The organism is Roseibacillus ishigakijimensis, assembly GCF_016595415.1.
GTDB classification, from domain to species: domain Bacteria; phylum Verrucomicrobiota; class Verrucomicrobiia; order Verrucomicrobiales; family Akkermansiaceae; genus Roseibacillus; species Roseibacillus ishigakijimensis.
Genome location: NZ_JAENIO010000027.1, coordinates 24914 through 38087, shown reverse-complemented (window position 1 = coordinate 38087; position 13174 = coordinate 24914). Strand labels below are relative to the sequence as shown.

Here is a 13174-nt window from a genome sequence, read left to right as displayed (position 1 = left end):
GAAAAGGATTTAGTATGGGTAGTGGCGGCGGCCGTAGCCGTGGAAGTTGCCGTAACGGTTGTCGAGGCCGTATTGCACGGCGTTGTAGCCATCGAGACCTGCGGAGGGAGCGGGCGCGGGAGCGGGCAGACGCTCGATTTCTTCAATGTTGGCGCGGGGAGTCATTTGCTGGACGCCGTTGCCGTAAGGGGCATTGCAGGAAGCCAGCGCGATGGCCGCTGCTCCGCCGACAAGGGTGATAATCGATTTCATAGGCAAAGTGAGGATAGACTGTTCAACCGAAGTTGGTCGAACACATTTCTAAATTAATGGCACTTTCTTCTTTTTTCGAGAGAAAGCCTAGAAGCGGCGCAAGAGGGTGTCGCGCTCAAATTCTTCGCTGCTCTCGGGGTAGTCGAGGGTGTAGTGGATGCCCCGGGACTCTTTGCGCCGGATGGCACAGTCGATGATGAGAGAGGCGCAGGCCACCAGATTGCGCAGCTCGAGAATGTCGGGGGTGACGCGGTGGCCCCAGTAGAACTCCCGCACTTCTTTTTTCAGGTTGCGCAGACGGGTAGCGGCCCGGCGAAGGCGGTTGTTGGTGCGCACGATGGAGACGTAGTCCTGCATGGTGCGACGGAGCTCGTCCCAGTTGTGGTAGATGTTGACGAGCTCGTCGGGGGGCGTGGTGTCGCCGTATTCCCACGGCGGGATGTCCGGGGCGGGGAGGGTGTCTTTACCCGGAGGATAAAGGCGCAGCATTTCGGCCAAAGCCCGGCGCGCCATTACGTTGCCTTCCAAGAGGGAGTTCGAAGCGAGGCGATTGGCCCCGTGCAAGCCGGTGCAGGCGACTTCGCCGATGGCGAAGAGGCCGCGGATGGTGGTCTTGCCCTCGGTATCGGTGGAGACTCCGCCACACTGGTAGTGGGCCGCGGGCACGACCGGGATGGGTTCTCTGGTGGCATCGTGCCCGTGGTCGAGGAGGGTCTGGTGAATGAAGGGGAAGCGGTCCGCGAAGCGATCTCCAAGAGGCGAGATATCGAGGTAGACACAGGGCGCGGCCGTTTTTTTCAGCTCTTTGTCGATGGCGCGGGCCACGATGTCGCGGGGGGCCAGCGAGCCCCGGGGATCGTGATCTTTGACGAATTCGTGTCCCTGGCCATTAATCAGGCGGGCTCCTTCGCCGCGCACCGCTTCGGAGACGAGAAAGGAGCGCCCTTCCGGTCCCGTGGCCCCGGGGTTGTAGAAGCAGGTGGGGTGGAATTGCACGAATTCCATGTTGGCGATGGTGGCTCCGGCCCGCCAGGCCATGGCCAGACCATCACCAGTCGCGGAATCGGGATTGGTGGTGTAGAGATAGGTCTTACCGCAGCCGCCAGTGGCCAGGATGACCCGGTCGGAGCGGAAAATTTTGACCTCATTGCTGGCCTTATCGAGCACGTAGGCCCCCAGCACGCGGTCCTCGGTGCAAGAGCCCAGCTTGGCGGTGGTGACCAGGTCGATGGCGAAGTGGTCCTCCAGGAGAGTGAGGTTGGGTGTTCGCCGCGCGGTCTCGATGAGGGATTCGGCGATTTCCCGTCCCGTGGTGTCCTTGGCATGGAGCACACGCCGCTGGGAATGGCCGCCTTCTTTTCCCAAAGAAAACCGGTCCGGGTCTTCCTCATCCCGATCGAAATCCGTGCCCCAGGCCACCAGCTCCGCGATGGTTTCGTCCGCTTCAGCCAGGATGAGGCGGGTGGCTTCCTCGTTACAGAGCCCCGCTCCGGCATCCAAGGTGTCGGCGAGGTGTTTTTCCAAGCTGTCTCCGGGTTCGCGCAGATCGGGCCCGAGAAGGGCCGAGATGCCCCCCTGAGCCCAAGCGGTATTGGATTGGATGAGTTTGCCCTTGGTGAGCACGGTCACGCTGCCGTGCTGGGCTGCCTTGATAGCGAAAGAGAGTCCGGCAATTCCGGACCCGAGGACGAGGAAATCGGTCATAGAAGCGGTGGGGCGGCGATCCTAGGGCAAAAGCAGGCCCTTGAGGAGCGGTTTTCGTGACTTGGAGGGGCTTCCCAAGGGAAAAAGGGGGCACTTGCGAGGAGGGAGAAACTTTTTTCGGTTTTGTTTCAAAAAGTGCTTGCAAGCCCTGGCCGGGGCCCTTAAGGATGCCGCCCCGCCGGGCCCCCCGGAGGGAAACAAACCAACCGAATGCGTGGATAGCTCAGTCGGTAGAGCAGTTGGCTTTTAACCAATTGGTCCTGGGTTCGAGTCCCAGTCCACGTACTTCTCAAATGACCCGCTAAGCCCAGAGGCTTAGCGGGTTTCTTGTTTTCAATCTGGGAGCTACGGCATCAAAAAAAATTCCCCCGCAGGCGGTTGTGCCCGGGGGGAATAGACTTGCTGTGGTGGGGGGGGAGGGCTCAGTTGCTCTCGCGCACGCGGTAGAAGGCCTTTTCGAGGTCGTCCCCGTCATTGTAGGTGGTTGTGCCCGTGCCCGAAGCGGGCAGGTTGTCTGCGATGACGATGAAGCTCTGCGGCTGCAGGGTCGTGCTGCGCTCGATGGTGTAGGTTTTTCCGGCAGAGCTATTCCAGCTCAGTTGTCCCTTGGATTCGATCGCCAGCACGAGGTCGCTCTCAACGGGGGTGCCATCGCCAAAGAGGAAATCGTTGGCTTCGCGCACGATATTGCTGACGCGTCCTTCGTCGAGGAGACCCTTCACTCCCTCGGAGGTCCCTCCGGTGCTCCGTCCTTCATTGCCAAAGACGAGGGGGGCCCCAGTGGCATTGAAATCGAAGTTGCTGGTGGTGCCGGTGTGGACGAGATTCGCCTGCTGGGCGCCGCTATCGAGGCGGGTCCAGTAGAACTTGGTCTCGCCGGTGGTGCTATCGTAGGTCATGGCGACATGGAACCACTCGTTGGGCACAAAGGCGTGCTCACCGGTGAGGGTGGCGAGGTCGAAGGTCACGAGAGGGCCATCGCCGCCCCCATTGGGGAGGGGGTCAAAGGTGATGTTGCTACTGGCGAGCCGGAATTGAAAGGTGCGCACTCCCGCGCCATCACCACCCCAGATGTGCTGGGCTCCCACGAGTTCCGGCACGTTGATCAGGCCTTCCAGGGTGAAGCCGGGGCCGAGCAGTGACATGTCGAAATGATCGGGATTCTCCGAGCTGTCGTAGCGGAAGAGGTCATCCCCATTGCTGTCGACAGCCACGCCTTTGTTGGCGGCGAGACTCCCCGCACCGCCGAAGCCACGGAAGCTGGGGGCCGCTTGGAAGACTGTGGTGGGAGTTTCATTACTGGTGCCCACGCCATCAAAGGTGCCGGGGTTGGCGGCGTTGGGGACGGCAAGCGAGCCCCAGTTCGCGTCCATGTGGTAAAGGATGAGAGTATGGGCATCGACGGTGTAGGGTTGGGGGCTCTCCTCGCTGTCGGGAGTGCCATTGCCATCCGCATCGCTGGGGGTGGAGCTGATGTTATTGGGGTCGGAAAACCCGTTTTGCTCGGCCAGATTATCAAAGGCATCGCCATCGGGATTTTGTCCCGGTTCGGCAGAGAGGTCGCCGAAGTTGGCCCGTTCCCAAGCATCGGACAAGCCATCTCCATCGGTGTCGGCAGGGGTGGAGGAGGCGTTGGTGGGGTCGCTGTCAGCGGTTTCTTCGGCCTCGTTGTTCGCTCCGTCTCCATCGGGATCGCCCAAGCCGTCTTGGCGGGCGAGAATGGCGTCGAGCGTTTGGATGTCGGAAATGTCTTCCCCATCCTCGGCAAAATATAGAATCTCCCAACCGTCTGCCAGGCCGTCATTCTCAAAGTCGCCGCTGGATTTGATGTCGGTCGGATCGGTGCCGTCGTTCAGCTCATCTCCGTTAGTGAAGGAGTCCCCATCGGGATCGTCGTCTTCCTTTCCGTCGAGGTTACCAAAATAGAGCAGTTCCCAGCCATCGGGCAGGTAGTCTTCGTCGGTGTCGGGATAATCGAAGTCGTCATTCGGATGGGTGCCGGCCGCGAATTCGTCGGCATTGCTGGAAAGGTCGCCATCGGGGTCGCCGTCGGGATCATTTCCCAAGGCTCCGAAGGAAATGATTTCCCAGCGATCGGGGAGGCTGTTGTTGTCGGAGTCGGTGGTGGCATCAGGATCCACAAAGAGGGTCCCGCTCAGGGTGGAGAAGCGGTAGGCTCCGCCGGGGCTCGACCAGGTGGTGTCTTCGTTGTCGGTCCAGCCGGAAATGGCGAAATCCAATCTGAAAGAGGAGCTGGCGGTGGTGACGAGGTTCCACTGGTCGCCGGGGGAGGAGGAGGCACCACCGAGATCGATGGCGAAGACACCATTGAGATTGGCGGTTCCGGGACCGGAGATTTGGTTGGCTTCGCCGTTGGCTCCAATCACAAAGCCGAAGTTGGAGAGATACTCGAGGGCAAAGGTTCCTCCCGTGACGATGAGGTTGCCTGTAAAGTCGTTGCTATCGGAGGCAAATGTCAGGGTGTAGCCACTGGCATGGGCTTCGTTACCCGTGGAGAGGTTCGCGCTACCGGTGATGGGGGCGAGGATCGTGATGGCACCCTGGTTGGGGATGATGGCGGAATCTGCCGTGACGTTGACTGCTCCGTCGAGTAGCATGACATCGGCCGGGCCATTGGCGTGCCGGATGAAGCCACCGTTGAGAATGAGGTTCTCGACGGTGAGCACGCCTACGGCACCAGTGCCCTTATACATGAACTTGCCTCCCGGTTCCAGGGTGAGGGAATTCCCGGCAAAGGTGTGATCCTCGCCGTTGGCAGGAGTGCGGAGTTGCTGGATGCTGATAAAATAGTCGTTGGCGGCGGAGGGGGCTTCGGCATTGCTCCAATTTCCGGCGGAGTTGAAGGAGGAGGTGTTGATGGCATCAGCCGCCGTGAGCGTCACATCGGCTGCTTGCAGGGTGGGGAGCGTGCCTAGAGAGAGGGCAAACAAGGGTATGGATTTTTTCATAAAGATTGTCAGAATAAGAGGATTTTAAAGATGAGGAATTTTAGCCCGGCGACAATCAGTTTGCCTTTATCTCCCACGAAAAGGGGAGGTTGGTATTTGCTTATCTCCATCGAATCTGCTTGCAGGCCGGTGGAGGAAGTAAAATTGCTGGTGGTGCCCGCCTGCTGACAGGGCGTGGTCGGACCTTTTCCAGAAAGCGAAAAAAAGCGGCTCCGTTGAGGAAAGCCGCTTGTTGGTGAATAGCTGGTGAGCGGGGAGAGGCCTAGCGACGGCGGCGCAGAAGAGCGAGCAGGCTCATGCTTGCCAAGACTGCCGAGCTGGGCTCGGGAACGGAGCTCAGGGAGAAGGATTCGAAGCGAACGCCGGCCTGAGTGGTGTTGTTGTGAGTCAATCCAACGCCCTGAATGTCGCCGAGGGCGACCCCTGAGACCGGTTGGTAGCCAGCGGTGATGCTCACCCCGTCGACGAGCAAGTTCGCGTTGAGAACGCCGCCAGTGGTGTCGAGCATGATGGTGGCGGTGTGGGAGGCAAAGCCATCGAAGGTGGCACCGGTCTCGGTGGTGGCGATTTGTCCCGACGTGACCGAGGAGAAAAACTCGATGTCCCCGCCGCTGCCAGCGTCGCTCGAATTTTCCCGGAAAATAGCCCAGACTTTGCCATTGATGCCATTATCGGTGAAGCGTCCGGCATTCGTAGCGGGGTTGGTGCCTGCTCCTCCTCCGACGGTCGCTGATTGATTGAAGCCAAAGCCGAGCCAGTCCGTGTCCACGGTGGTGCTGCCCGGAGTCAAGGTGACGGTGAGGGAGTAGATGCGATCCGCGACCAGAGAGATGGGGAGGAGGGCGCTGCCGTCCGTGCTGTTATTGACGTTGCCATTATTGAAGATGCTGCTGTGCGAGGACCAGGTCGCGCCTGCGGTGCCGCCATCGACGCCGTTGGCAGTGTCGGGAGCGAGGCCATTGAGGCTCGCGCTGCCATCGCCGGAGAAATCGTCGCTGTAGATGAGTGCGGCCTGGGAGAACCCCGCCGAAGCGGCGAGAGAGAAGAGAATGGATTTTGCTTTCATGGTATCTTTTTTGCCCTGTCGCCCGAGTCGTGCAAGCAGTCGGATCTCCTACCCTAGACCATATCTTTCCATAGTTTGGCAATGAGAGAGCGACTCTCTCCCACGAAAAGGGGAGAGCCGGGCGGGAGGTTTACTTTTGGGCTTTGAGATACTTCACCACAGCCTCCGTGCGGGTGCGCACATGCAGTTTGCCATAGATGTTGTGAAGGTGGGTGCGCACGGTTTCCACGCCGATTGCCAATTCCCAGGCGATTTCCTTGTAGAGGGAGCCCTTGACGAGCAGGTCGAGGATTTCCTGTTCCCGGGGGGTCAACTTGAGGTCGGGGTTCTTTTCCGTCGGGCGGCGGAAGGATTGCACCACCTTGCGGGCGATGGCGCTGGACATGGGAGAGCCCCCGTCGCGGAGATCGGAGAGGGCGTCAATGAGCTTCTCGGAGACGTCGCGCTTGAGGAGGTAGCCGTTGGCCCCCGCTGACAAGGCCTCAAAGATGCGGTCATTGTTATCGTAAACGGTGAGCATGAGGATTTGCAGATCGGGGCACTGTTCTTTCAGCCGGGCGGCGCACTCGATGCCCGAGGCCCCCGGTAGCTGGATGTCCATCAGGACCAGGCGGGGTGGATCATCGGGCAGCTTGGCCAGGGCGTCTTCGGCATTGGAAAAGACGGAATGGACCTCGAAGCTGGCTTCCTCACTCAAGAGGTCGCAGAGGGTTTCCCGCAAAAGATCGTCGTCCTCGACGAGAGAGACTGGAGTCGGTGTCATGGCTGGTTAGGGTCGCTGGCTAGGGGCAGGGAGAAGGTGAGAGTGGTTCCTTGGCCCGGGGTGCTGACCAGCTCGGCCCGGCCTCCGATTTCCTGCAAACGGGAGTGGAAGTTCTGCAGCCCGTTGCCGTGTCCGGCGGCCCCGGGAGAGAAGCCGCGGCCGTCGTCCTCGATGCGGATGAGGAGGGTGTCCTGCTCGTGGCGCAGCACCAGGCGGGCTTCCCGGGCTTGCGAATGACGGAGGACGTTGTGGAGACCTTCTTTCACGGCGAGAGCCAGATTGTGCCTCTGGTCGGAGCGTAGCACAAGGGCGGGGAGGCGGTCGGGGATCTCCAGGCGACAGCGAATGGGATGGTCTTGGAAGAGTTCTTCACTCAGGCGCATGAGATGGCTGGCAAAATCTTCCAGATTATCGTGGGCGGGGTCGATGACCCAGACCAGCTGGTCCATGGCCGTGACGAGGTCGCGGGCCGAGCGGGTCACTCGCTCGAGCTGTTGTTCGCATTTTTCGGCATTTTTGCGCAGACTGCCTCTGGCGAGAGAGGCGGCCAGATTGATGATGGAGATGCGGGTGCCGAGATCGTCGTGCATATCGCGCGCAATGCGGGCGCGGTCCTGCTCCAGGCGGTGTTCGAATTCCAGCTGGCGCAACTCGCGGCGAGCCCGCCGCCTGCCCAAATCGTGAAGATAGGCCGCCAGGAGGCCGATGGCCAGGATGGCAATGCCGACCCAGAATTCCGTCCTTTGCAAAATGGGCTCGGGCACACGCAGGGGCTGGGATATGACTCCGCCCAAGGGGGTGTGGTCGGCGAGAGCGCCAATCACGCGGAAGGTGTAGTCGCCCGGCGGCACATTCTGGTAGCTGACCCGGTGTTGCACGCCGCCGATGACGTTGAAGGCTTCCCGCCAGGTGGCTTGGAGAATAGTTTCCTGCCGCATCTCCTCGCTGAGGGGCAGGCGGGCCACCCATCGGCCGCGATGTTTCTGGCTGCCGTCGACGAGGGAAAGAGCGGTGCTGTTTTCCACCCAAGTCACCTGGGCAATGGCGGGATCATCGCCATCGCGCTGCCAGGGACGGGGAAGGCCGGCCGGGCTGGTGAGATTGCTCCCCTCGTGAAAGCTGCCATTCGGCCAGTGATTTTCGCTGGATTCAGACACGCGGATGGCCAGATCGTCGAGAGCAAAACTGCCCGTGTTGGTCGCGGAACCCGAGGAGAGGACGATCTGGAGAGTGTGCGAACCAGGGGGGACGAAGAGGGGCTCGCTGCGCTCGGAGAGGGTGGCCTCCGAGAGCCGGTCGCTCCAGCCGGGGGAGTTACCCAAGGCCTGGAACTCGTTCTTGGAAAGAGTGTGGTCCGTGGCGTCGAGGAATTGAAAGGAGAGAACCATGCCTTGGCGAATCTCGTGCCATTGTTCGTCATAGCCCTCGAGCTGATAGCGCAAGGAGGCTCCCAGGGTGCCGGGGAGGTGGGTGGGGAGACCGAAGTCGAAATCGAGACGGCGGGCTCCCGGGGAGGTGACCAGAAGCTTCCCCGCCGCCGGCAGAGGGGTGACTTTTTCATCCACCGCGATGCCGCCGAAGTGGAGATGGCGGGGCAAGGGTGACTGGTCTTGCTCCGATTCGCTCCAGGGGCGGGAAGGGACCCGCCGGGAGGAGGGCACGAACAGGAAGTCGCTTGGCTGGCGGGCTACCGAGCTGATTCGCACCTCGTCGATGAGGCCCGGGAAGGGCTCTCCGAAGGCGTTGTTTTCTTCTCCTCCCTGCTCCAGAAAGCTGCGCCCCTCGTTGCCGATGACGAAGTCGCCCTGGCGACCATTGAAGTCGTGGCTCAGCGTGCCGCTGCCGATGTGGTGGGCGGCACGCGGGGACCCGGCAAGGCGCGTCCAGTAGAGCCGGGTGTTGTTGGTGGTGCTCTCCCGACCGTCGTAGGTGACCGCGACATGGAACCAGTCGAGGGTGTTGAGCGCGTGGGGGCCCTCGGTGGGGATGGTGGCCATTGCCCCTCCCGTGGTCCCGCTGTCGGGGAGTGGTGTCAGGACCAGAAAGCCCTCTTTTTCAATGCGAAAGTTGAAAATTCGATCGTCGTTCTCGCCGTCCATGGAGAGGATGCCCAAGGCGATGACCTCGGCCTCGTGGGGCAAGAGGGCGAGTTTGATGAGGGCTTCGTAGGTAAAGGCTCCATCGGGCCCGAAGTAGCGGAAGGAAGGAGGCGCATTGTCTCCGGGGCCGCTGTCCATCTGGGGGGACAAACTCAGCAGGGCTCCCCGCAAGGAGGAGGTTCCGGGCAGCCCCCCTTCATGATGGTGGAAAGAGATCGCTCTGGCCAAGCCGGGAAGACTGGGGCGGCCCGCCTCCGCCCCGTGGAAAAGTCCCTGCAAGGCCGGGCTGCCCGCCGTGTTGGCATTGGCAAACGGGGGGGAAAGCTCGTCGAGATGCCAGAGATGCAGGGTGTGCTCGTCCGCCCGGTAGGGCTCCAGGGAGAGTTGTCCTTGCAAAGAAAGAACTCCGTAGAAAAAAAGGAGGGTGGACCACCGGAACATCGCCTGCCCAGCTAAGCAAGGAGGGGCCGCTTTGACCAGCGCGCGTTCCCACCGCGGGGTGGAAACGAATTTAACTCTTTTCGTCAACTATTTGGATGCAAGGCGCAGTTGGGAGGAAAGGTTTTGCAATCACGGTAGAGACTGCCTGACCTTGGGGCATGGTGACCTCGGGAATCGATGGCGATCGCCCGAAAGCACGCGTAGGAACAGTCATGTCTTGGAAATTACACAATGCGATGTGGCCCGGCTTGGTCGGGAAGGAAGAGGGCTCGGCGGAGCCACCAATCAGCTTGGACCGGATGCTGGAACTGACGGTGGCGAGCGAAGTGGAGGGGAAAAAATTCGATGGGGTGGACTTGTTTCTTTATCATCCCCATCTCGATATCAATGCTAGTGAGGAGGAAGTGCGCCGTCTCGCCGACAAGATCGCGGGGCTGGGGCTGAAGGTCGGCACCGTGGTCGCGCCCATTTGGTCCGATACCGGGGGCGGGAGCGCCATGGGGTCGGCGGAAGAGCGGAGCCGTTTTGTGGAGGCCGTGCGCAAAGGCTGTCGCTATGCCGGCATCCTGCGCGAGCACGGGGTGCGCGAGTATGGCAGCATTCGCATTGACTCCGCTTGCAGCGTGGAAGATTGGGCCAAAGATCCGGCTGGAAATACCAGGCTGATCGCGGAGACCTTTGCCGAAGCGGCCAAAGTGGCCGCCGATCACGACGAGGTTCTCGTCGCGGAAGGAGAAATCTGCTGGGGCGGCATGCATTCTTGGAAGGACATGCTCGACCTCCTCGAGGCGGTTGGCCAGCCTGGCCGTCTCGGCTTTCAGGCCGACTTGGCTCACACCTATCTTTACCTGCTGGGATACAATGCCGAAGAGCATGCTCTGCTCAAGGAAGGGCACGACGAGGAGGAATTCGCGGCCGCCTACGCGGAGATGACCGCCAAGCTGGCCCCCTGGACCTATGATTTTCACGTGGCCCAGAACGATGGCACCGTCCATGGCACGGGCGCGCACGACAAAACCGGTCGCCATTGCCCGGCTCAGGATCCGAATGGCAAGCTGGACATCGTGAAGTGTGCTTCCTACTGGTTGCTTGACGAAAATGGGCAAGCCCGTCCCGAGATGAAGCATATCTGTTGGGATGGTTGCATGTTCCCGAATGCGACCTTGGAACAGCAGCAGACTTGGAATGATATTCTCGCGGTGATGCAGGATATCAATGTGGCCCACGGGTAAGAATTTTTTGTTTAGAGTATCATGAAAATCGGATTAAACATGCATTTGTGGTCGACCCACATCACGAGTGAGCATTTCGGAGCCATTGAGGAATTGAAGGAGATTGGCTACGACGGGGTGGAGGTCTTTCTCGCCAGTCCCGAGCGGGCGAGCTACGACGAGCTGGCCAAGTTCACCCAGTCCATTGGAATGGAGGTCAATGGCTGTCTCGGGATGGGCCCGGACCAAGACCCTATTTCCGACGACCCCAAGATTCGCCAAGCTGGTCTCGATAAGATCAAAGAGGCCATCGACAATATTCATGCTGCTGGCGGCAAGAACATCTGCGGACCTTTCCACTCGGCCTTTGCCAACTTCTCGCGGAATGCTCCTCAGGATTTTGAGTATGAGCGCTCGGCGGAGATTTTGCGGGCGGCTGGGGAGCATGCCCAGCAGGCTGGCATCACCCTCACTCCGGAGTCTCTCAACCGCTTCGAGTGCTACCTCTGCAACACCATGGCCCAATTGCGCCACCTCGTCGATTTGGTGGACCATCCCCATGTGCAGGGAATGTTCGACAGTCATCACGCCAACGTGGAGGAAAAGTCCTTTGCGGAAGCCATCGAGACCATTGCTCCGGTGATGGCTCACGTCCACATCAGTGAAAATGACCGGGGCACGCCGGGCGAAGGGCACATCGATTTTGATGAGATTTTTGCCGCCATCGCCAAGACTGGCTACGATGGCTACTACACCATTGAGGCCTTCTCCCGCGATGATGTCGATTTCGCCAATGCCATCAATGTCTGGCGCGATTACAATCCCCGCATGGATATTTGCCGTGATGGGTATCGCTTCGTGAAAGAAATGCACTCCAAATACAAAGGATAAAGATGAAGTTTGGAAATGAATGTTACACCTGGTTCATGAAGGAATCGGGCAAATTTTGGGAAAACAAACTGGATCACATGATCGCGGTCACCGCGCAAGCGGGGATGAAGGGCATCGAGCCCATTTTTCCCTGGATGGGAGACCTCGCGGATCCGGGCCTTCTGGCGGAGAGCTTGCAAAAGCACGGGGTCGAACTCGCGGCCATCGCCTTTGTCGAGGAGTGGAACCATCCGGAGGAGACCGAGGCTGAGAAGGAAAGTGCGGCCCGGGCCATCGAGTTGCTCAAGCGCTTTCCGGGAGCCATTCTTTGCACGGTGCAATTGCCCACAGGTCGTCACGAGCTGGAGCAGCGGCGCAAGAATCTGGTCGCCAATGTCAATGCGGTCTCGCGGCGGGCTACCGAGGCCGGCATTCCTTGCAGTTTTCACCCCAACTCGCCGGAGACTTCCACCAATCGCACGGAGGAGGATTATCGCGTCATTCTCGAGGGCCTCGATGCCTCCGTGACCGGTTGGACTCCCGATGTGGGGCACATCATCAATGGCGGCATGGATCCGCTGGGCAAGATGAAGGAATACGCCGGGCTCATTAATCACGTTCATTACAAGGATTGGGATGGCGATCCGGAGTTTGCCCTCATGGGGCAAGGCAAGGTCGACCTCGTCGGAGTGACCCAGTGGCTCAAGGACCGCAACTATGAAGGCTGGATCATTTGTGAAGACGAAGCGCCCCGGGCGGTCGACGATCCCGATGGTGTGACCTTGCATGATGGCCAATGGATCCGGGAAAGTTTGCTTCCTTCACTTAAATAACGACAAAGCGATGCCAACAGTTCAGACAAATGGAATAGAGATGCACTACGAGGTGCAGGGTGAGGGCGAGCCTCTCCTCTGCATCATGGGAATCACGGCCCCGGGTGAGGTTTGGGAGGAGCACGTCAAGGAGTGGAGCAAGCACTACCAGTGCCTTACTCCGGACAACCGCGGCGTGGGGAATACCGACAAGCCTGAAGGTGACTACAGCAGCGCCCAGATGGCGGATGACTACGCCGGTCTGCTCGATGCCCTGGGGATTGAGAGCGTGAAGGTGGTGGGTTGCTCGATGGGCAGCATCATCACCCAGCAGCTGGCTCTCCGCCATCCCCAGAAGGTGAAGAAGGCGGTGCTGATGTGTTCCTGGGCCCGGTGTGATGCCTATGCCAAGTCGGTTTTCAACCATCTCAAGACGCTGAAGGCCAAGGTCACCCCGGCCGAGTTCATGGAATACATCCAGTTACTCATTTTTGCCAAAAAGAGCTGGGACGATGAGGAAACCTACCAGTCCCTGTTGGAAGGGCGGCAGGCGGCGATGGAAAACGAGAACCCTCAGCCTTTGCACGGTTTGGAAGGGCAGGCTGCGGCTTGTATCACCCATGATGTTTACGACCAGCTGGGGAAAATCAAGCAACCTTGCCTGGTGATAGGGGGGGAGGACGATCAGTTCACCCCCCGCTGGATGGCGGAGGAAATCCACGCGGCTTTGCCGGAGAGCACCCTGCATCTCTACCCGCAATCCGGTCATGCTTTCCACTGGGAAAATCTGGCCGACTTCAATCAAAGGGTTCTTTCCTTCCTGGCGGACTAACGCGCTTGCGGAAGGATTGACCGTTGTTGCCAGCCCGGGGGGAGACCTCCGGGCTTTTTTGGGCCTTCTTTTGCCAAGCTGCGGGTTTGACTTGAGAGCGCGCCTTTCTTATGACTGGCGACGCTAAACTCCGCATTGAGTTTCTTTTCTTTTCC

The 13174-nt window shown here is 60.0% G+C and carries 10 protein-coding genes and 1 tRNA gene; 5 read left to right on the top strand and 6 right to left on the bottom strand.

Annotation, left to right across the window (positions count from 1 at the left end; translation table 11 throughout):
• Positions 1-9 precede the first annotated feature (9 nt).
• The gene (locus JIN78_RS11080) at positions 10-252 is read right to left on the bottom strand and encodes a hypothetical protein (protein ID WP_200392037.1); all 243 of its coding nucleotides are present in this window, start codon (positions 250-252) and stop codon (positions 10-12) included.
• Between the two features lie 87 nt (positions 253-339).
• The gene (gene nadB / locus JIN78_RS11075; protein WP_200392036.1) at positions 340-1956 is read right to left on the bottom strand and encodes an L-aspartate oxidase; all 1617 of its coding nucleotides are present in this window, start codon (positions 1954-1956) and stop codon (positions 340-342) included.
• Positions 1957-2168: 212 nt separating this feature from the next.
• Between nadB and JIN78_RS11070 the strand changes: the two genes are divergently transcribed.
• Positions 2169-2241 (top strand) — tRNA-Lys (locus JIN78_RS11070).
• 137 nt (positions 2242-2378) lie between these two features.
• Here JIN78_RS11070 and JIN78_RS11065 read toward each other — a convergent pair.
• The 4 genes from JIN78_RS11065 to JIN78_RS11050 all read right to left on the bottom strand — a co-directional run bounded on the left by JIN78_RS11065 (position 2379) and on the right by JIN78_RS11050 (position 9294).
• Positions 2379-4925, bottom strand: a complete 2547-nt coding sequence (locus tag JIN78_RS11065; protein ID WP_200392035.1) for a LamG-like jellyroll fold domain-containing protein — start codon at positions 4923-4925, stop codon at positions 2379-2381.
• Positions 4926-5187: 262 nt separating this feature from the next.
• Positions 5188-5991: a hypothetical protein gene (locus tag JIN78_RS11060; RefSeq protein WP_200392034.1), complete on the bottom strand. Its 804-nt coding sequence runs from the start codon at positions 5989-5991 to the stop codon at positions 5188-5190.
• A gap of 130 nt (positions 5992-6121) precedes the next feature.
• Positions 6122-6754, bottom strand: coding sequence for a response regulator (locus tag JIN78_RS11055; RefSeq protein ID WP_200392033.1), 633 nt, complete (start codon positions 6752-6754; stop codon positions 6122-6124).
• The gene (locus tag JIN78_RS11050; RefSeq protein WP_200392032.1) at positions 6751-9294 is read right to left on the bottom strand and encodes a histidine kinase; all 2544 of its coding nucleotides are present in this window, start codon (positions 9292-9294) and stop codon (positions 6751-6753) included. The genes JIN78_RS11055 and JIN78_RS11050 overlap by 4 nt, the downstream gene beginning before the upstream one ends.
• A gap of 212 nt (positions 9295-9506) precedes the next feature.
• On the opposite strand from JIN78_RS11050, the gene JIN78_RS11045 reads away from it, so the two are divergent.
• Genes JIN78_RS11045 through JIN78_RS11030 form a run of 4 tightly spaced genes read left to right on the top strand, consistent with a single transcriptional unit; the run spans position 9507 to position 13019 of the window.
• Positions 9507-10526, top strand: a complete 1020-nt coding sequence (locus tag JIN78_RS11045) for a TIM barrel protein (protein WP_234037938.1) — start codon at positions 9507-9509, stop codon at positions 10524-10526.
• 21 nt (positions 10527-10547) lie between these two features.
• The gene (locus JIN78_RS11040; RefSeq protein WP_200392031.1) at positions 10548-11396 is read left to right on the top strand and encodes a sugar phosphate isomerase/epimerase family protein; all 849 of its coding nucleotides are present in this window, start codon (positions 10548-10550) and stop codon (positions 11394-11396) included.
• A 2-nt stretch (positions 11397-11398) separates the two neighbouring features.
• The gene (locus tag JIN78_RS11035; RefSeq protein ID WP_200392030.1) at positions 11399-12208 is read left to right on the top strand and encodes a sugar phosphate isomerase/epimerase family protein; all 810 of its coding nucleotides are present in this window, start codon (positions 11399-11401) and stop codon (positions 12206-12208) included.
• 10 nt (positions 12209-12218) lie between these two features.
• Positions 12219-13019 (top strand): alpha/beta fold hydrolase, encoded by an 801-nt coding sequence (locus JIN78_RS11030; protein WP_200392029.1) that lies wholly within the window; start codon positions 12219-12221, stop codon positions 13017-13019.
• The last annotated feature ends 155 nt before the right edge of the window (positions 13020-13174 follow it).